This window comes from Pseudomonas sp. R25(2017), assembly GCF_002112565.1.
Classification (GTDB): Bacteria; Pseudomonadota; Gammaproteobacteria; order Pseudomonadales; family Pseudomonadaceae; genus Aquipseudomonas; species Aquipseudomonas ekonensis.
This window is the reverse complement of record NZ_NEHZ01000012.1, coordinates 113,019-132,297: the sequence shown is the minus strand read 5'-3', so window position 1 is coordinate 132,297 and position 19,279 is coordinate 113,019. Positions and strand designations below refer to the sequence as shown.

Genomic DNA, 19,279 nt, shown 5'->3' with positions numbered 1-19,279 from the left:
GTTTGCGGTGCCTGGGGCACCTCCGGGCCTTGGCGGGCGAGGCCAAGGCCCGGATCGGCGTTCAAGACATTGCTCAGTCGACGGCCTGGTTGCGCGCCAGGCGCTTGATCGGCGGTGCCGATGCGCGCGGCGTGCGTTTCTGGGCGTCGAGCCAGGCCGCCATGGCCGCCACCGTCGGCGACTCGAAGAGCACCTTCAGCGGCGGGCTCAGCGCGAACAGCGCCTGGGTTCTGGCGAGGATCTGTGTGGCCAGCAACGAATGCCCGCCCAACTCGAAGAAGCTGTCGTTGACCCCGATCCGGGGAACCTTCAGCACGTCTTGCCAGATCTCGGCCAGTGCCGTTTCGGTGGCCGTGCCGGGCGCGACGTAGCGTTCGTCCGAGGAGGCCAGGCGCACATCCGTGGCCGGCAGCGCCTGGCGGTCGATCTTGCCGTTGGCGTTCAGCGGCAGGGCATCGAGCACCACGAAGAAACTCGGCACCATGTAGTCGGGCAAGGTCTTGGCCAGGTGCTGGCGCAAACGGGCGCTGTCGGCCTCGCTGGCGTCGGCGGTGACGAACGCCACCAGGCAGGGGGCGCCGCTGGCATCGTCGCGGGGCACGACCACGGCCTCGCGCACGGCGGGGAAGTCGAGCAGGGCGTTTTCGATTTCCCCCAGCTCGATGCGGAAGCCGCGGATCTTGATCTGATGGTCGCTGCGGCCCAGGTACTGGATATCACCCGAAGGCAGGTAGCGCCCGCGGTCCCCGGTGAGGTACATGCGCCCGCCGTCGGCACCGTGCGGGTCGGGCAGGAAGCGCTCGGCGGTCAGGTCGGGACGCCCCAGGTAGCCACGGGCGAGCTGCACGCCGGCGATGTAGAGGTCGCCGATGACCCCGACCGGCACGGGCGCCAGGGCTTCGTCCAGGATGTACATCCGCGTGTTGGCCACCGGCCGGCCGATCGGCACCAGCGCGTGGCGATAGTCGGGCTGGCATTGCCAGTAGGTGACGTCCACGGCCGCTTCGGTGGGGCCGTACAGGTTGTGCAGCCGGGCTTGCGGGTAGCGGGCGAGAAACTGGTTGGCCACCGTGACGGGCAGCGCCTCGCCGCTGCTGAACACCAAACGCAACGGGCTCGCGTGCGGGGCGTTCCCGGCGGCGAGAAAGGCCTGCAGCATCGAGGGCACGAAGTGCAGGGTGGTCACGCCCTGGGCCTGGATCACCTCCGTCAGGTAGGCCGGATCCTTGTGCCCCTCGGGCTTGGCGATGACCAGCCGGGCACCGTGCAGCAGCGTCCAGAAGAATTCCCAGACCGAGACATCGAAGGCGAAGGGGGTCTTCTGCAGCACCCGGTCATCGCTGGACAGGCCGTACTGTTCCTGCATCCACAGCAACCGGTTGACCACGGCGGCATGGCTGTTCATCGCCCCTTTCGGACGGCCCGTCGACCCCGAGGTGTAGATGCAGTACGCCAGGCATTGGGCGTCGCCGCGCTGCAGGTTGGCGGTGGGCTGGCTGGCGATCAGTGCCTGATCGGTGTCCAGCCACAGGGTCGGCAATGCATGTGCGGGCAGGCAGTGCCGCAGGCTTTGCTCGGAGACCAGCACCACAGGCTTGGCGTCTTCGAGCATGTAGGCCAGGCGTTCGGCCGGGTAGTGCGGGTCGAGGGGGACGTAGGCGCCGCCGGCCTTGAGGATCGCCAGCAGGCCGATGACCATTTGCGGGCCGCGCTCCAGGCACAAAGCGACCAACGAATCAGGCGTGACCCCGCACCCGACCAGGTGGTGGGCCAACTGGTTGGCCGAGGCGTTGAGCTGGGCGTAGCTCAACGGTTGCCCCTCGAAGACCAGGGCAATGGCGTCGGGGCTGCGTTCGGCCTGCGCCTCGAACAGGGCGTGCAGGGTTTTCCCCGTCGGGTAGTCCCTGGCGGTGTCGTTCCATTGCTGCGTCAGCCGTTGCTTCTCGCTGTCGCGCAAAAGGGGCAGGTGGCCGACCGGCACCTGCGGCCGGGTGGTGGCGCCGTCGAGCAACAGGAGGTAGTGATCCAGCAGGCGCTCGACGCTCTGCGCGCTGTAGAGCCCGGTGTTGTACTCGCACGCGAGTTCCAGGCGGCCGCCCGCGTTGTGCACTTCGATCTTCAGCTCGAAAGCGGCGTGGTGGATGCTGCCGGCGTGATGACCGGTGAGGCTGATGCGGCGGTCCTCCGGGCCGGCCTGGCGTGGCGGGGTCTGGGCCAGTTCGCTGTGGAAGTTCATCACCACCTGGGCATAGGGCGTGCCGGTCGCCTGCCGGGAGGGCGCCAGATGCTTGAGGATCAGCTCGAAGGGAATCTGCTGGTCGTAGGTGCTCAGCAAGCGCTGCGCGGTGCTTTCCAGCAGTGCGGCGAAACACGCGTCGGCCGGCACACGGCTGCGCAGCGGAACCACGTTGATGAAGTTGCCCACCAGGCCTTCGGTGCCTTGCGGGCGGTTCGCGGACATCACCCCGAGGCACAGGTCATCCTGCCCGGTCATGCGGTGCAGCAGCACCGTCATGGCGCTGAGCAAGACCATGAACAGCGTCGCGTCATGGCGCTGCGCGAAGGTTTCGAGCTGACGGGCGAGCGCCGGCGGCACCTCGACCGTTTTCACCGCGCCTTCCTGGGTGTGGCCGTCCTGACGCGCAAAATCGGTCGGCAGATCCAGCGCGGTCGGCGCGCCCGACAGGTGTTCCCGCCAGAACGCCAGGCGTTGTTCGAGCCACTGGCCGCTCAGGTGCTGCTGCTCCCAGACGGCGTAGTCGGCATAGTCGATGGCCAGCGGCGGCAACGCGACGGCATGGCCGCGCGCGAGCGCGTCGTAGATCGCCAGGAACTCCCTCTCCAGCACTTGGCTCGACCAGCCATCGCAAATGATGTGGTGCAGGGTCAGCAACAACACATGCCGTTGCGGCGCACTGCGCAGCAGGCACGCCCGGATCAGCGGCCCCTGGGAGAGGTTGAAGGGGCGGTGGGCTTCGCGGCGGATGGCGTCGTCGATGTCGGCCGGTCGGCTCAGGTCGATCCGCTCAAGGGGAATGTGCAGCGCCGGGAGGATCCGTTGCCGCAGCACACCGCCTTCGCTGTCGAACAGGGTGCGCAGCGGCATGTGGCGCTCCACCAGCGTGTCCAGCGCCTGCTGGACGATCTGCGGATCCACCGGGCCCTCGATGTCCAACGCCAGGGGCAATGAGTAGAACGGGTTTTCCGGTTGGTATTGGTCGAGGAACCAGAAGCGCTGCTGGGCATAGGACAACGGCAACGGATCGTTGCCCGTTGCGCGGACGATGGCGGGCAGGGCGGGGGCCGAATGCGCCGATGCGCTGGCGATGGCGCGGGCCATGGCGCGCAGGGTGGGCGAGTGGAAAAGCGTGCTCAGCGGCAGTTCGACGTCGAACCGCTTGCGCACCTCCAGCATCATCTGCGTGGCCAGCAGGGAGTGTCCGCCCAACTGAAAGAAGCTGTCGCTGCTGGAAATCTCCGGCCGATCCAGCGTGGCTTGCCAGATCGCCGACAGCGCCGCCTCGATGTCGGCCAGCGCCGGATCGTCCTGGGCTTCCTGGTCGTCGGCCCGGTCTTGCCGGTGCCAGGCCCAAACGGTCTTGATGGCAGCATCCTGGAACAGCTGTCGGCAGCGGGTGCGCTGGATCTTGCCGCTGGACGTGCGGGGAATGGCGCCGGTCTTGACCAGCAGCAGCGCCGACAGGTCGAAGACCTCATGCCGCTCGGCCAGCTCCGCCTGCAACCGGGCCACCAGCGTGTCGGTGTCGGGCTGATGTCGCGCTTCCAGCTCCTGCACCACCACCAACTGGGTGGACTCGCCGTCCTCGATGGAGAAGGCCGCGCAACCGTTGGCGCGGAATGCCGGATCCAGAGCTTCGACCGTGATTTCGATGTCCTGGGGGTAGATGTTGCGGCCGCTGAAGATCATCACTTCCTTGAGGCGACCGGTGATGTATAGCTCGCCCTCGCTGACGAAACCCAGGTCGCCGGTGCGGAACCAGCGCGCATCGTCATCGGTGGCGCGGGTGTGAAACACGCGGCTTTCTTCTTCGCGGCGCCAGTAGCCCCGGGCGGTCGACGGCCCGCTGATCCAGACTTCGCCCACCTGTTCCGGGCCGAGCCGGACGGTGGTCTGCGGATGGAAGATCGCCAGTTGGTGGTCGGCGGTGACCACGGTGCCGGTGGCGACGACTTCCACGGCGTCCGCGGCGTGCGGCTGAGGTTCCACCCGGCCGCTTTCCAGGGCGCTTTTGCTGATGCTGCGGATCTTCGGCAGTTGCCCGGCGGCAGTGCGGGTGTTGGCGCTCACCAGCAACACTGACTCCGCCATGCCGTAGGCGGGAATCATCGACTGCGGTTGCAGCCCGCACTCGGCAAACGCTTCCACGAACGAGCGCAAGGTCGCCGGACGGATGCGTTCGGCGCCGTTGACCGCGATGTCCAGGCAACTCAGGTCGATGGACTGCTTCTGCGCCGCGCTGATGCGCTGCACGCACAGCTGGAAGGCGAAGTTGGGCCCGCCGGTGACCCGGGCACGGTAGTCGGCGATCAGTTTCAGCCAGCGGAACGGGCGCATCACGAACGCCGCCGGCGGGAACTGCACGCAGTGGCTGGCCAGGTAGACCGGCAGGATGATGGCGCCGATCAGGCCGAAGTCGTGATGCGGGGGCAGCCATGAAACGAAGACGTCCTGCTCGCGGATCCCGTAGGTGCGCTTCGACAGTTCGACGTTGGCCAACAGGTTCGCGTTGCTGACCATCACGCCTTTCGGGGCGCCGGTCGAGCCGGAAGTGTATTGCAGGAACACGATGTCGCTCGCCACGGTCGGCGGGTGCTGCCAGTGCTCGCTGGCATCGTCCAGGGTGTCGCTGGCCAGCCACGTGAGGCCGGTCAGCGGGCAGTCCGCCTTGCTGTCCGCCGTCATGCGGTCAAGGGCGCCGGACACCTTGTCGAGGGTCAGGGCGAGGGCGGGCTGCGAGTCGACCGCCAGCAGTTGCAGGCGCGGCAGGGTCTTGGCGTTGGCCGGCGACAGGGCCGGCACCGCGATGACACCGGCATAGACGCAGGCATAGAACGCGATGATGTATTCCAGGCACGGCGGATACACCAGCAGCACCCGGTCGCCCGGGCGGGTCAGGCGCTGCAGGTGCGCCGCCAGGCTGCGGGCCTTGTAGTCCAGTTGGGCGTAGGTCAGCGAGCCGCTGACCGAATCCCCGTCATCCAGGTAGGTGAACGCCAGGCGTTCGGCGCTCGGCTCGCCTGGCGAGGCCCTGAACCGGACGACATCGAGGAGGGTGGCGAAGGTGTGCATCGGGGACTTGTCCATGTCACGACTCTGAAGAATTCGCGGTTTCGTTGAGGAGCGTGGTACGGCGGCGCGCGGCCGCCTTCAGCTCATTGAGGCGCCTGGGCGGCGCGCTCTGCCCTCAGCTGGGCCGAGCGTTGCGGAAACATCAAAGGTGCATTGAGGTAGTGCGAGTACGGCACGGTGTGGCGGTCGCTGGGCAGGTCCTTGGTCAGCTCGGGCAGCTTCAGCCAATGCACGCCCGGCTTGTAGTGATGTTCCTGGTGGTAGCCGAGATTGAAGGTCAGCCAGTTGTAGAGCTTGCCGTAGCAGCTGACCGAGTCGCGCTTGGGGTCGAAGGGGTCGGTGGCGCCCCAGTGCTGGAAGTAGTTCTCGCCCTGGCGCAGGCTGTCGATCAGGTAGGTGACCGGGATGAAATAAAAGAAGAAGAACTGCCAGTCGGTCAGGCATAGCACCAGACGGAACAGGAACCAGGCCGCCAGGTCGTACTTCGCCGCTTTCAGCTTCGACGGCTCCAGCAGTTTCTTCAGCGCCCGGACACCCAGTTCAGGGTCGTCGGGCGAGGCCAGCGCCGCGACGCGTTCCAGGGGCCAGTGCTTGAGCAGGATCAGCAGGACGAAATACTTAAGGCCCACCGATTCGAGAACGAACAGGCCGAAGTTGACGAGTTGCCCGGGCAACGAGCGCTTGAGGCCGAGGATGCGCAGGATGGACGTGTCGTTCCACGACTGATGGGTGACATGGTGAATGCCGTGCCCGATGTTGTAGGGCGTCTTGGGCGCTTCCGTCATGGAAAAGCCCATCCGCACCAGGGTGTTCATCCAGCGGATGCGAAAGAACGGGGTGTGGTAGTGGTTATGGTTGGCGCCGGCATTCTGCAAGGACAAGGCGAACAGCACAGGCACCATGGCCAGCAGCGCGATCAGGGAAAGGTGTTGGTAGTTCAGGGCCAGCAGCCAATAGACGGCGATCTGGAACGGAATCACCAGGCAGCACGCAAGATCCCAGTACGAGTACCTGAAGACTTTACTTTGAAGCATGTCCACTCCTTGTGTGGCGCCTTTTCGCGAGACAACGTTGCCCGATGCCGTTCGCTGATGAGGCAGCGGCATGATCGAAGAAGGGCAGAAGTTGCGAGAAGAGGTTCCATCCTGGCAGGGGCACGGTCCGATAAGGCGAGCCCTGAGTATTTATGAGCCGCCGACATGTGAACCGCTGCCGGCGGCAAGTGTTGTAGCTCTATTATCTGAATCCGCGTGAGAGGTTTTTTGCTTTTTTTGCCGTCATGACAAAGGCTTCGGGATTTTTATTTCTCTTTTGGCGGACAAAAAAGAGAAAAAAATCAGTTCGGTTTTCTCGCCCAGCAAACACGGGCATTTGCCCGATGCGCGACGTTCGGTCGGCTGGGTGGCCCGGTTTTTGTGACGGCCGGTTTTTCCCCTATTCTTGCGCACGCTCGCCCCATCCGACCCGCCGTGCGGGCGCCATGGCGGCCCGGCGCACCCTTCAAACAGTGTTTTTACGGAAGCCATTCATGACGGACTTTGACGCGCTGAGTATTGCCCAGATGGCACGGGCCATTCGTGAGGGACACGTCACCAGCCGACAGCTTGTCGAGTTCTATTTGCGCCGCATCGCCGAGCGCAATGGATCGATCAACGCCATCGTCCAGCCGGCCGATCCGGCCCGGTTGCTCGAACAGGCGCAGGCGGCGGACCGCAGGGTCGCGGCGGGGGAGGCGCTGGGGCCGTTGCATGGCGTGCCCATCACCATCAAGGACGTTTGCCATGTCGAGGGCTTCAAGATGTCCTGCGGCATGCCCGAATGGCACGGCGCACCGAGCCCGGCCGATGCCACCGTGGTGCGGCGGCTGCGCGAGGCCGGGGCGCTGATCCTGGGGATCACCAATGTCCCGGAGCTGTGCATGTCCTTCGAGACGGAAAACTTCCTGTACGGACGCACCCTCAACCCCTTCGACCTGTCCAGAAGCCCCGGCGGCAGCAGCGGTGGGGAAGCCGCCGGCATCGCCGCAGGTTGCAGCCCGGCAGGATTGGGTTCGGATGCCGGGGGCAGCCTGCGCATCCCGGCGCATTTCAACGGCGTGTGCGGGTTCAAGCTGACCCAGGGCCGTGTCCCCCTGACCGGACAATACCCGGTGGAGCGTACCGGCCTGATCCACATGACATCGGCCTATGGCGTCATGGGGCGCTACGTGGATGACATCAAGCTGCTGGGGCAACTGATCGCCGGGGCGGACGGCCATGACCCGGACACCGTCGACGTACCGTTCGAGGATGACCTGCCCCTCGCCAAGGCACGGGTCGCGCTGTTCCATGAGCTGCCGGGCGTGACGGTGCGCGCTTCGGTGCGCGATGCGCTGCAACGGGTCGCCGGCCTGTTGGAGCCGCAGGTCGGGCAAGTGAGCCAGGTCGCGCCGCCGGGCATGGAGCAGGCCTGCGATAGCCTGTGGAACATCTTCCTTTCCGGTGGCGATGCCGCCCGGGCCTGGGACAAATTCCTGCCCAGCCTTGGGCGCGACAAATTCTCGGCATGCCTGGAGGGCCTGGTGCAGGCGAGCAGGGAGACGGAACTGAGCGTCGATCAGTTCAAGGTCGACCTGGCCTACATCAATACCTTCCGCCGCGGCCTGAGCAGTTTCTTCCGCGACCACGACGTGCTGATCTGCCCGGTCTTCCCGGACGTCGCGTTCAAACCGGGCGAATCGCTGGACGGCCGCTCACGGTACGGCTACGTGTTCCCCTTCAGCCTCTCCGGTTCGCCCGTGGTGGTGCTGCCGGTGGGGCTCGACCCGGAACTGGGCCTGCCGATCGGCCTCCAGATCATCGGCCCTCACTGGAAGGAACAGCGCCTCCTGACGCTGGCCGCGCTGCTTGAACGCCAGCTTGCGCGGTGGCGGCCGGCGGTTTTTGGCGAGGTTTGAGGTCGTGGGCGGCCTCCAGGGGGCTGGAGGCTGGGGAGGGGTGATGGAGGGTGTTCAGAGGCTGTCCGGATCGCCGAAGAACATCTGAATCCTCGACCGCAACCAACGCTCGCCCGGGTCGTTGTCCTGCGAGCCGCGCCAGGCCATGTGCAGTTCGAAGGTGCGGGTGGGCAGTGGCGGGTCTTCGGCCCGGACGCCGCCGGCGGCGGTGAGGGCGTCGGCGGTGTAGTCCGGCACGGTGGCGACGATGTCAGTGCCGGCCAGCAGGGTGCTCAGGCCGTTGAACTGCGGCACGGCCAGCACCACGTGGCGCTTGCGGCCGAGCTTTTCCAGTTCCTCGTCGATAAAGCCGCTGAGGTCGCCGGCGAACGACACCAGCGCGTGCGGGCGCGCGCAGTAGTCGTCCAGGCTCAACGGCCCCGGCACGGTGTCGGCGCGCAGCAGTTTCGGCTGGCTGCGGCGCAGCACCTTGCGTTTTGCGTTGGCCGGCAGGTCGGTGGTGTAGCTGACGCCGATGGAGATTTCCCCCGAGGCCAGCAGGCTCGGCATCAGGATGTAGTTGACCCGGCGCACCACCAGCACGATGCCCGGCGCTTCGGCGCGCAGGCGTTTGAGCAGCATGGGCAGCAGGGCGAACTCGACGTCGTCCGACAGCCCGATGCGGAACACCGACGTGCTGGTGGCCGGATCGAACTCGGCCGCACGGCTGACCGCCGTGGAGATCGAGTCCAGGGCCGGGGAGAGCAGGGCGAAGATTTCCACGGCGCGGGCGGACGGTTCCATGCTCCGGCCGGTGCGCACGAACAGCGGATCGTCGAACAGGCCACGCAGGCGCGAGAGCGCGGCGCTGATGGCCGGCTGGCCGAGGAACAGTTTTTCCGCGGCGCGGGTCACGCTGCGTTCGTGCATCAGCGTTTCGAAAACGATCAACAGGTTCAGGTCGACACGACGCAGGTCATTACGATTCATCTGGAGTCCTGGCAGAGTCATCAAGCTTGACGAGAGCGACCATATGAGAACAATGGCCGGCATGAATAGTACGGGGAAAGGCTGGTACTCTGCACCGGAAAATTGAGCTTTACTGAGCGGGTTCCGGTCTTACGCTCATGGATTCTGCCAATGCCGCCCATGCTGCGGAATCAATGACAGGCATGTCGACTATTAATGGCCGCTGATGGTCTTGGCCGGAAAGCCCAGATAGAGTTCAGGGCATTAGAGGTTACTTTGACGAGGTTTGCGATGTCCCGCACGATCCGTTTTCACAAGTTTGGTCCGGCCGAGGTGCTCAAGTGCGAAGAGCATGCGGCCGCTCAGCCAGGTCCTGGCGAAGTGCAGGTGCGCGTCGAGGCGATCGGCATCAGTTGGTACGACACCTTGTGGCGCCAGAACCTGGCGTCGTCCCAGGCCCGCCTGCCTTCGGGCCTGGGCCATGAAATGGCCGGCGTGGTCACGGCCGTCGGCGAAGGCATCGAGGACCTGGCGGTGGGCGACAAGGTCGCAAGCTTCCCGGCCGAGAGCCCCAACGACTACCCGGTCTACGGTGAGCTGATCGTGATGCCGCGCACCGCGCTGACCCGCTATCCGGACGTGCTCACGCCGATCGAGGCCAGCGTCCACTACACGCCGCTGCTGATCGCCTATTTCGCCTACATGGACCTGGCGCGGGTCAAGCCCGGGCAGTTCGCCCTGGTCACCGACGCCAGCCACTGCGCGGGGCCTTCCTTTGTCCAGCTGGGCAAGGCGCTGGGCGTCAAGGTGATCGCCGCGACCAAGACGGCCGAAGAGCGTGAATACCTGTTGTCGCTGGGGGCCGAGAAGGTCATCGTCACCGAAGAGGAAGACCTGTTGACCCGCGTCAACAAGATCACCGACAACCGTGGCGTCGAGATGGTGTTCGACGGCCTCGGCGGTCCGCAGATGTCGTTGCTCGGCGATGTGCTGGCGCCGCGCGGCAGCCTGGTGCTGTATGGCCTGCAGGGCGGCAACCAGACGCCGTTCCCGGCCTGTGCCGCCTTTCAGAAGAACATCCAGTTCTTCGTGCACTGCATCGGCAACTTCACCGGCAAGCCTGAGCTGGGCATCAAGCAGGACGGCGACGCGCTGCAGCGGGCCCTGCGCGACATCAACCAGTTCACCGCCGACCGCGTGCTGGTGCCGCTCAAGACCCGGGTGTTCCCGTTCGACCAGTTCGTCGAGGCCCACCGCTACATGGATGAGTGCCCTTGCCGCGAACGCGTGGCCCTGCAGGTCGAAACGGCCTGATCTTCAAGCCCAGGAGTCCGTGCCGCCACGGACTCCTTCCTTTGCTTCACGCCCCTGGCCGGACTCTCACCGGCGTCTGCCCGCAACCGTTCAGCAACTGAACCGGTTTTTGCCTGGGATCTGTATCTTCTAATCGTCCTTCAAGCCCTGATAATTGAATGATTACTTTCATCTCAAGGAATGAGCCATGGCTGTGCATTCTGTTTTTTCTGGTCGAACACTCTTGTTTGTCTTTTTGCGATATGCCGATTCTTGTTTAAAAGTTGTAGGCGGGTTGCAAAAAGCGTTCTTTATTTCTTGTGGTCACTGTTTGTGGGACTGCGTAAGAAGTTTCCTAGGACTCTCTTTTGCTCCCGGAAAACCCTTGCGGCCCTTGGCCTGCGCTGGTTTCATGGGGTGAGCGGCACTCAAGTGTTTCAAATAACTACGAAATCTTAAGTGTTAGGATTCAGCGTCTATTTATTAGTGATCCATTATTCCGTGCCACTGAGTTTGGCGGCGGGGTATGAAACTTTTCTGCACCGGGTAAGAGACCGATGAGCACAATCCATGATCAGGCAATGAATTATGTCTACCAGCAAGTGCTGCAACGCTTGTTGAGTTTTTTCTCCCGCGCAGAACGCACGGCGCTGCAACTTCTTATTCAACGGCTCGTCGTCGCGGCCGGCGGCAGCGAGCGCATCGGCGAGTTCAAGGTGCTGGCCATCCAGACCGGCACCCGTGACAGTTGCTACGCCCTGGCGATGCTGCGGGCCGCTCAGTTGAGCATCGCCGGGCGCGCGCCGGCCACCTTTCAGCTGCGGGTGGCGACCTTGCGCTATGAAGGCAATGACCTGGCCGCGCTCGAAAACATGCACCGCAGCCATGCCGCGCTGTTTCTCTGCGACGATCCGCGGGTCGAGTTGCTGATGGTCGATCACCGCGAGGTGATGCCTTTCGATCACCAGGCGCCCATCAGCGAAGGCGGCAGTGAGGCCAACCGCATCAATCTGCTGATGGTGGGGCACCGCCGGACCTGGAACGAGGCGCTGGAGCTGTGGGACGACCGCTACCTGGCGACGGCGGAGTTCCATGGGCAGGTGGCGCGCTGGAACAACGGCGTCGATGTGCTGGCCGGCTGCGACTCCGCCGCGCGCCAGAGGCGCTTCATCGACGGGCTGGACCGTGCGGTGCGCAAGGTCGGCATCGGGCCGCTGGCGGACAACTCGGGCAGCTACGATCAATTGTTCGCGCTGCTCGACGGCCTCGACGGCGACTGCTACCGCCGGCTCTACACCGAGCCCGAGCGCATGCCCTGGCGTCCGGAAGGGCAGTTCGAGGCCTGCCGGCGCACGGTGTTCATCGACGTCCACGACATGCTCGTCGCCAAGCTCGATGACCGTTGGCCCCTGCTCAGCGAGTTTCTCGGGTTCAAGGCGGACGAATGGTCCGCGGCGCTGTTCGACGACGAATGCCCGGATCCGCTGGTGGCCGCTTACCTGTGCGGCCTCCAGGCCCAGTTCGTGGAAGGGCACAGCTACGAGGCCGGCGTCCAGGCGTTTGTGCAGCGCAGCCTGGCGGCCATGCGGCGCCGACAGGTGCCGGAACCGGTCTGTGAGCATCTGGCCGCGACCTTCGCCAAGCCCCAGGGGTATGAAGAGTTGAGGCAAAAGGCCCTGGCCGGCCTGCAGGCGCGTTTCGGGCTCAACGAAAACCAGATCGTCTGCCTGCTGTTTGCGCCGTTCACCGACAGCGGCGCAGGCCTTGAGCGTTTCCTGCGGGCCTGCCACCCCGGCATGCTGGTGGCGATTCCGGATCTGCATCGCGCGATGCAGGGCCTGCACGCGCCGGAGCAGGTGTTGCAGTGGATGACGGAGGTCAGCGGATTGCCCGTCAGGCTCATCGGCCGGCTGTATGCCATGGAGCCCGTCCCGGCGCTACCGCAGCGGCCGCTTGAAACGGCGTCGCCGACGAGTGACGACGCGTTCGGGGGCGACCGCTCCCAGGAACGTTAGGATGGGCGGCGCACACGACAATGACTGGATCGCGCCGGGCGGGCGCCCATGAAGGCGCGGCGGGAGACCGACTTTGCGTATCAGGCGGTGTACCGCTACCTGACCCGACTGATGGTCGGCTGTGGCCCGGATCAAAGCATCCGTTTGCCGTCCCTGCGGCAACTGGCCGACCGTCTGAACGTGTCGATATCGACCATCCAGTGCGCCTACTCGCTGCTGGAGAAGGAAGGGCGGGTGTATTCGGTCGCCAAGTCCGGCTATTTCGCCCGCGCCGTCTCGTCTGTGCCGTCGCCGGACGACGACCGCGACCTGCTGGAGACCGTCTATGTCAGTGCCCGCTGGCCGGGCATGAAAGTGCTGAGCGGTGACGAGCCCGCGTCGATCCAGCCTTTGGACAGCCCGCTGCTGGTGCTTGAGCGGGAGCTGCTGCGCCAGTATCCCCGGCCGTCGCAGTGGCTGGCGCCTCCTTGCGGCGAGCAGCAGTTGCGGGCAGCCGTGGCGGCCCGCTACACCACGTCGCACCGGCACTGCTGGCACGCGGACGACGTGTACGTCGGCGCCGACCTGCGCGGGGTGCTGGAGATTCTGATCGCCGTGCTGGATCTCAGGCATGCCACCCTGGTGGTCGAGTCGCCGTGCGACTGGGTGATCCTGCGCCTGCTGCAGTCGGCGCAGGTGCAGGTGATCGAGTTGCCGTTGCAGGCCGCAGGCGGGCTCGATGCGCAGCGGCTGGAGGATCTGCTCAAGACCCGGTCGGTGGCGCTGATCCTGTTGTCTTCCGGGTTGAGCATGCCCCGGGGCAGCCAAGTGCCGGCGGACAACCGGCAGTCCATCGCGCGCCTGCTGGCCCGGCACGGCACCTGGGTGCTGGAGAACGATTGCTACAGCGAACTCGACGAAGGCCTCGACCGCTTGCGCCTGCGCGACTTGCTCGACCCTGACCGCCTGCTGGTGTTCTCCTGCTTCGAGACGTTCATCGGTGCGGAGGCGCCGTACGGCTACCTGCTGTCACGGCAGTGGCGCACGGAGCTGCAGCGGCATTTCCTGTTGCGTTCGTTCCGCCTGTCGCCTATCCGCCAGAAGGCGATCGCACGCTTGTATGACAGTGGGCGGCTCGATCAGCACCTGGAGTCGTTGCGCCGCCGCTTGAGAGAGCACCGCACGCCCATGGTCGAGCTGTTGCGCGAGCGGCTGGGGGAGAGCCTGCAGGTGGTCGAGCCCCAGGGCGGGGCGACGCTTTGGGTGCGCGCCAAGCGCCCGGTGGACATGCGCGACGTCTTTCGGCGCCTGCTCAAGCAGCAGGTGGTGATCGCGCCTGGAGAGCTGTTCAGTCTGCAAGGGTTGCATGCCCAGCACCTGCGTTTGAGCCCCCTCGGCCTGGATGCCCGGGACGCCTCGGGCACGGTAGGGCTGTTGGCGGATGCGCTGCGTCTGGCGCCGCTGCGGTGAGCGGAAAAAACATTAAATGTTGTCAGGATAGATCCCATCGCACTGCGGTCGAAGTGCCAGTAAACTGCGCGGTATTTCCTGAACCACTCTCTCTCAGAGGTTTTGCATGACACTCAGTCCTTTTGCGGGCAAACCGGCACCGACAGATCTGTTGGTCGACATCCCGCGACTGGTAACGGCCTATTACACAGGTCAACCGGATGCATCGGTCTCCACCCAGCGTGTGGCGTTCGGCACTTCCGGGCACCGGGGCAGCTCCTTCGACTTGAGTTTCAACGAGTGGCACGTGCTGGCCATCAGTCAGGCCATCTGCCTGTACCGTGAAGCCCAAGGCATCACCGGGCCGCTGTTTGTCGGCATCGACACCCATGCGCTGTCGACCCCGGCGGGCGCCAGCGCCCTGGAAGTGCTGGCGGCCAACGGCGTGACCGTCATGATCGCCGCCGGCGACGAATACACGCCGACCCCGGCGGTGTCCCACGCGATCCTTTGCTACAACCGCGGACGCACGTCCGGTCTGGCCGACGGCATCGTCATCACCCCGTCGCACAACCCGCCGCAAAGCGGTGGCTACAAATACAACCCGACCAACGGCGGCCCGGCCGACACCCACATCACCAAGTGGATCGAAGCCAAGGCCAACGAACTGCTGGCCAACAAGCTGGCCGGGGTCAAACGCATCAGCTACGAGCAAGCGCTCAAGGCCGACACCACCCACCGCCACGACTACGTCAACACCTACGTGGCCGACCTGATCAACGTCATCGACTTCGACGCGATCCGCGCAGCCAAGCTGCGCCTGGGCGTCGATCCGTTGGGCGGAGCAGGGGTGCGCTACTGGTCGGCGATCGCCGAGCACTACCGTCTGGACCTGGAGGTGGTGAACAAGCAGGTCGACTCGACCTTCCGCTTCATGACTGTCGACTGGGATGGCCAGATCCGCATGGACCCGTCCTCCAGCCACGCCATGCAAGGCCTGATCGGCCTCAAGGAACGCTTCGACGTGGCGTTCGCCTGCGACCCGGATCACGACCGTCACGGCATCGTCACCCCGAGCGGTGGCCTGTTGGCACCGAACAATTACCTGGCCGTGGCCATCGACTACCTGTTCCAGAACCGTCCGCAATGGCGCGCCGATGCCGCCGTGGGCAAGACCGTGGTCAGCAGCGGGCTGATCGACCGCGTCGCCAAGCGTCTGGGCCGTCGTCTGTACGAAGTGCCGGTGGGCTTCAAGTGGTTCGCTGACGGCCTGTTCGACGGTTCGCTCGGCTTCGGCGGCGAAGAAAGCGCCGGCGCCTCGTTCCTGCGCAAGGACGGCGGCGTCTGGAGCACCGACAAGGACGGCCTGATCCCTTCGCTGCTGGCCGCCGAAATGACCGCCCGCACCGGCCGCGATCCGAGCCAGGCCTACCGTGCCCTGACCGACGAGCTGGGCGAGCCGTTCTCGGTACGCGTGGACGCCAAGGCCAACCCTGAGCAGAAGGCGCTGCTGAGCAAGCTGTCGCCGCAGCAGGTCACCTCGACCGAACTGGTGGGCGAGAAGATCCAGAGCATCCTCAGCCACGCGCCGGGCAACGACCAGGCCATCGGCGGCCTGAAGGTGATGACCGAAAACGGCTGGTTCGCGGCGCGTCCGTCGGGCACCGAGGACATCTACAAGATCTACGCCGAAAGCTTCATCGGCGACGACCACCTCAAGCAACTGGTGGCCGAGGCGCAGACCCTGGTGGACGGTGCGATCAGCGCGAAGTGACCACGGATCCTGCTGCACCCTGGCCTCTGCGGGCGCGGGCTTGCCCGCGAAAGCGGTGGGTCAGGCACTGAAGAGGTCGGTGTGAAACAGAAAGGGGCGACCACTACGGTCGCCCCTTTTTTTTGCCTGCGTGTTCGGCCGTCAGGCCAGGTCCACCAGGACGACCTCGCTGTCTTCGATGGCCGTGACCGTCAACACCTGTTCCTGGGCCACTGCGACGCCGTCCCGGGCCTGGGCGCGCACGCCGTTGACCTCGATGAGGCCGGTGGCCGGCACCAGATAGGCACGGCGTCCGGCGTCCAGGCGATACTCCGCCGTTTCGCCGGCCTTGAGGTTGGCGGCCACCAGGCGGGCATCGGCGCGGATGCGCAAGCTCTGGTCATCGCCGTCCTTGCCGCTGGCCAGCGTCACGAAACCTTCGCGCTCGCCTTTGGGGAAGGGTTTGGCGCCCCAGGAGGGCGGCGCGCCGGTTTCGGTCGGCAGGATCCAGATCTGGAAGATCTTGGTGTCGCCCGCTTCGAGGTTGTATTCGCTGTGCGCGATGCCGGTGCCGGCGCTCATCACTTGCACATCGCCCGCTTCGGTGCGGCCCTTGTTGCCCAGGTTGTCCTGGTGGCTGATCGCGCCTTCACGGACATAGGTGATGATTTCCATGTCCCGGTGCGGATGGGTGGGAAACCCGGTGCCGGGCGCGATGATGTCGTCGTTCCACACGCGCAGGTTGCCCCAGCTCATGCGTTGAGGGTCGTAGTACTCGGCGAACGAAAAATGGTGATGGGCATCCAGCCAGCCGTGGTGGGCGCCGCCCAGCGAGCTGAAAGGTCGGAGTTCAAGCATGGTCGTGATCCTCGATAGGTTCCCGGAGCAGCGGGGGATGACGGGCATCATCTATCAGGGAGTCATCGATAAAAAGCGTAAAAAGTGCGCCATAACAATCGAATCGATCGATGTTTATGATCCTCGAAACGGTCTCACCCAGCCTTCAATTCGTCGTCTAACCCCATGACGCGCAAGCATTTCGCTAGAACTCGAAAGCAATTCCAGACACCATAGCGCTCAACCGTTTCAGATGCCGGAGTCCGTCAGCGTGGCGCAGCACACCCCCGATCTTCCTCCCGAACTTCGCCCCTTGGCCGAGATGCCGTGGTTCAAGCGCCTGGCCGCCCGTTTCCTGGGGCACGGCCTGACCCGCTTGCGCGCCCAGCACCGGTCGTCGTGGCTGCACGGCCAGGCCGACGGCTTTCGCAGCGGCCACACCGCCGGCGTCGAGTACGGCTATAAGGAAGGCCGGCAGGACGGACTGGAGGAGGGCCGCCAGGTGCTGCTGATCCGTGACAGCCGCAGCACCGAACATCGGCCGCCGTCCATCGATGACCACCTGTTCGACGACTGGCGCCTGCCGCTCACCCCGGAGCTGAAGAAGCGGATGAAGGCCGATGTGGCGCGCCTGCTGCCGGCCCAGGCCCAGCCGAGCGCGGCGCAGTGGAAGATGATCTTCAGCGACACGCCGTCGACGTCCGTGGTGGCCGGTGCCGGCGCCGGCAAGTCGACGACCCTGGTGCTGCGGATCCTGCTGCTGACCCATTACCTGGGCTTCGAGCTCGACTCGATGACCGTGGTGACGTTCACCCGCGAATCGCGCCGGGACTTCATCAGGAAGCTGATCGAACTGTTCGCCCTGTGGGGGCGGCCGCTGGAGCAGAAGCAGGCGCGCGACCTGGTGCGCACGTTCCACTCGCTCATCCTGCCGATGGTGCGCAGCCTGCCGGGGTTCGAGCGGTTGCAGGCCTTCGAGAATCTCAGCAACCGGCCCCAGGGCGGCGATGACGAGGCAGACAGCAATCCGTTCGACCTGCGCATCAACGAGGCCCAGCGCCAGCGGCTCAATGCCTGTTACCACCGCTTGTACACCGAGGATGAGCGTTTCCGTCAGTTGGTCCAGCCATTGTCGCGGCATGCCTTGCAGCTCAAGGAGCTGGAGCGCGATCACCCGGACGTGCAGAAGCGCATGGCGGTGACCGAACTGGCCGCCAAACGCGATGAAGAGCTGTGCGACGTGATTGAGGACTTGTGGTTCCGGGCCGGGGCCTGGCCGATCAAGGGGATCGAGCCGAACCGCCAGACCTTTGAGATCAACGGTGCCCGGTTCCATTGCCACGGCTACATCCCGAGCCTGGATGCCTGGGTCGTGCTCGGCTTCGATGCCGGCGAAAACCCCCAGACCTGCCGGCCGGGCGCCAAGCTGACGGTGCGCGCCGAGTGGGCCGTGAAACGCACCCTGTTTCAAGCTTTCTGTCGTAAACCATTGATTTGGTTGGACAATTACGAAATGTCGAAGCGGGTTCTGGCCACGCTGGCGGGGGATGCGAGCGCAGGCCCCGGCTTCGACTACAAGGTCAAAGGCGAGTTGGCTTCCGCACCGCTGCTCGACTGTTTCGTCGGCGCCGCCGGCTTCATCGAGAACCTGGGGCTGGACGTGCCGGACGCGGTCGGCCGCATGAGTTTCGCCAAGGACGACCCCGACCGGTTCTTCTTCGAGGCCTTGAGCCTGTTTTGGCGCGCCCTGGAAGATCACCTGCTGGATCAGAAGCCGCCGGTCATGACCTACAACCGCATGTTCGCGCTGTTCAGCGAGCACTCGCCGGAAAACCTCAAACTGCTCGGCGATGACCTGCTGCGGCCGATGTCGCACCTGATGATCGACGAGTTTCAGGACGTTTCGCCGCAGATCGTCTCGTGGATCCGCGCCAGCCTGGGCGAGATCCGCAGCCGCGGGCCGTCCATGCATGTCGGGCGCGGGGCGCAACGCTCGTCGCTGCTGTGCGTGGGCGATGACTGGCAGTCCATCTACGGCTGGCGCGGCAGTTCGCCGAGCTACTTCATGGCCTTCAACACCGAGTTCCCGTCGCCGGCCACCACGCGGGTGATGCTCAGCGAGAACTACCGCAGCCACCAGCACATCATCGATGCGGCGGAGCATGTGGTGCGGGCCGCTCCGGCGATTCCCGGGAAAAAGGCCAAGGCCTGCGGCGAGGCCGGCGAACTGCGGCCGGTCAACGTTATGGAGCGCGATGACGCCGCATTGGCCCAGCGTTTGGCGGAGCATTACCGGAAAGGCGATTCGATCTTGATGCTGTATCGAAAAAGTAGCGATAAGTCATTGATTAAACAGCATATTCAGTCCGTAGTTAATGTGGATTCTAGCTTGCCGTACGACGCCCGGCGCCTGAAGCAACTGACCTTTCACAGCGCCAAGGGCCTGCAGGCCGACGCGGTGTTCATGCTGGGAGACTGCCAGCATTTGACCAGTTCTCCCTACAAGAACCAGGTCTACCGCATGGCTGGCCTGGGCAAGGCCGGCGACAGCGAGCCGTACGACAGTGCGCAAAAGGATGAGATCCTGCGCTTGGCCTACGTCGGTATCACCCGTGCGGTCAGTCACTGCTATTGGTATGTCGAACCCCAGGACGGGCCAGCGGTGAACATGCCGCGGGCATCGGACAGGGTCGATGGGGGCAAGCCGTTCTTCGCCGACCGGCGCCCGGAGAAAAAGACCGCCTGAATCGACCGACCAA

Annotated in this window: 12 protein-coding genes; 7 read left to right on the top strand and 5 right to left on the bottom strand. The window is 65.1% G+C overall.

Annotation, left to right across the window (positions count from 1 at the left end):
• Positions 1 to 73 precede the first annotated feature (73 nt).
• The 3 genes from CAG31_RS16985 to CAG31_RS28220 form a co-directional block, all read right to left on the bottom strand.
• The gene (locus CAG31_RS16985) at positions 74 to 5,326 is read right to left on the bottom strand and encodes a non-ribosomal peptide synthetase (RefSeq protein ID WP_085583169.1); all 5,253 of its coding nucleotides are present in this window, start codon (positions 5,324 to 5,326) and stop codon (positions 74 to 76) included.
• Between the two features lie 68 nt (positions 5,327 to 5,394).
• Positions 5,395 to 6,345, bottom strand: a complete 951-nt coding sequence (locus tag CAG31_RS16980; protein WP_085583167.1) for a fatty acid desaturase — start codon at positions 6,343 to 6,345, stop codon at positions 5,395 to 5,397.
• A gap of 243 nt (positions 6,346 to 6,588) precedes the next feature.
• Entirely contained in the window at positions 6,589 to 6,837 is a 249-nt protein-coding gene (locus tag CAG31_RS28220; protein WP_139831371.1) for a hypothetical protein, read from the bottom strand.
• 2 nt (positions 6,838 to 6,839) lie between these two features.
• On the opposite strand from CAG31_RS28220, the gene CAG31_RS16975 reads away from it, so the two are divergent.
• Complete coding sequence (locus CAG31_RS16975) at positions 6,840 to 8,246, top strand: amidase (RefSeq protein ID WP_085583165.1); 1,407 nt, start codon at positions 6,840 to 6,842, stop codon at positions 8,244 to 8,246.
• A 54-nt stretch (positions 8,247 to 8,300) separates the two neighbouring features.
• Here CAG31_RS16975 and CAG31_RS16970 read toward each other — a convergent pair whose 3' ends face one another.
• Positions 8,301 to 9,215, bottom strand: a complete 915-nt coding sequence (locus CAG31_RS16970; RefSeq protein ID WP_085583163.1) for a LysR family transcriptional regulator — start codon at positions 9,213 to 9,215, stop codon at positions 8,301 to 8,303.
• Positions 9,216 to 9,485: 270 nt separating this feature from the next.
• Between CAG31_RS16970 and CAG31_RS16965 the strand changes: the two genes are divergently transcribed.
• From CAG31_RS16965 to pgm, 4 genes are all read left to right on the top strand, one after another.
• Positions 9,486 to 10,508 carry a zinc-dependent alcohol dehydrogenase family protein gene (locus CAG31_RS16965; RefSeq protein WP_085583161.1) on the top strand — a complete coding sequence of 341 codons (1,023 nt, stop codon included), beginning with the start codon at positions 9,486 to 9,488 and terminating at the stop codon, positions 10,506 to 10,508.
• 536 nt (positions 10,509 to 11,044) lie between these two features.
• Positions 11,045 to 12,502, top strand: coding sequence for a hypothetical protein (locus CAG31_RS16960; protein ID WP_085583159.1), 1,458 nt, complete (start codon positions 11,045 to 11,047; stop codon positions 12,500 to 12,502).
• Between the two features lie 48 nt (positions 12,503 to 12,550).
• Positions 12,551 to 13,951 (top strand): aminotransferase class I/II-fold pyridoxal phosphate-dependent enzyme, encoded by a 1,401-nt coding sequence (locus CAG31_RS16955; protein ID WP_085583157.1) that lies wholly within the window; start codon positions 12,551 to 12,553, stop codon positions 13,949 to 13,951.
• Between the two features lie 106 nt (positions 13,952 to 14,057).
• Entirely contained in the window at positions 14,058 to 15,704 is a 1,647-nt protein-coding gene (pgm, locus tag CAG31_RS16950; protein ID WP_085583155.1) for a phosphoglucomutase (alpha-D-glucose-1,6-bisphosphate-dependent), read from the top strand.
• Positions 15,705 to 15,845: 141 nt separating this feature from the next.
• On the opposite strand, the gene CAG31_RS16945 is transcribed toward pgm, so the two are convergent.
• Positions 15,846 to 16,541: a pirin family protein gene (locus CAG31_RS16945; RefSeq protein WP_085583153.1), complete on the bottom strand. Its 696-nt coding sequence runs from the start codon at positions 16,539 to 16,541 to the stop codon at positions 15,846 to 15,848.
• Between CAG31_RS16945 and CAG31_RS28455 the strand changes: the two genes are divergently transcribed.
• Positions 16,540 to 16,710, top strand: coding sequence for a hypothetical protein (locus CAG31_RS28455; protein WP_170930376.1), 171 nt, complete (start codon positions 16,540 to 16,542; stop codon positions 16,708 to 16,710). The two genes, CAG31_RS16945 and CAG31_RS28455, sit on opposite strands and share 2 nt — an antisense overlap.
• Before the next feature lie 81 nt (positions 16,711 to 16,791).
• Positions 16,792 to 19,266, top strand: a complete 2,475-nt coding sequence (locus tag CAG31_RS16940) for a UvrD-helicase domain-containing protein (protein WP_085583291.1) — start codon at positions 16,792 to 16,794, stop codon at positions 19,264 to 19,266.
• Positions 19,267 to 19,279: the final 13 nt, after the last annotated feature.

Coding starts and splice junctions, on each gene's coding strand:
- CAG31_RS16985 (WP_085583169.1), bottom strand. CDS start 5,326: ATGGACAAGTCCCCGATGCACACCTTCGCCACCCTCCTCGATGTCGTC.
- CAG31_RS16980 (WP_085583167.1), bottom strand. CDS start 6,345: ATGCTTCAAAGTAAAGTCTTCAGGTACTCGTACTGGGATCTTGCGTGC.
- CAG31_RS28220 (WP_139831371.1), bottom strand. CDS start 6,837: ATGGCTTCCGTAAAAACACTGTTTGAAGGGTGCGCCGGGCCGCCATGG.
- CAG31_RS16975 (WP_085583165.1), top strand. CDS start 6,840: ATGACGGACTTTGACGCGCTGAGTATTGCCCAGATGGCACGGGCCATT.
- CAG31_RS16970 (WP_085583163.1), bottom strand. CDS start 9,215: ATGAATCGTAATGACCTGCGTCGTGTCGACCTGAACCTGTTGATCGTT.
- CAG31_RS16965 (WP_085583161.1), top strand. CDS start 9,486: ATGTCCCGCACGATCCGTTTTCACAAGTTTGGTCCGGCCGAGGTGCTC.
- CAG31_RS16960 (WP_085583159.1), top strand. CDS start 11,045: ATGAGCACAATCCATGATCAGGCAATGAATTATGTCTACCAGCAAGTG.
- CAG31_RS16955 (WP_085583157.1), top strand. CDS start 12,551: ATGAAGGCGCGGCGGGAGACCGACTTTGCGTATCAGGCGGTGTACCGC.
- pgm (WP_085583155.1), top strand. CDS start 14,058: ATGACACTCAGTCCTTTTGCGGGCAAACCGGCACCGACAGATCTGTTG.
- CAG31_RS28455 (WP_170930376.1), top strand. CDS start 16,540: ATGGTCGTGATCCTCGATAGGTTCCCGGAGCAGCGGGGGATGACGGGC.
- CAG31_RS16945 (WP_085583153.1), bottom strand. CDS start 16,541: ATGCTTGAACTCCGACCTTTCAGCTCGCTGGGCGGCGCCCACCACGGC.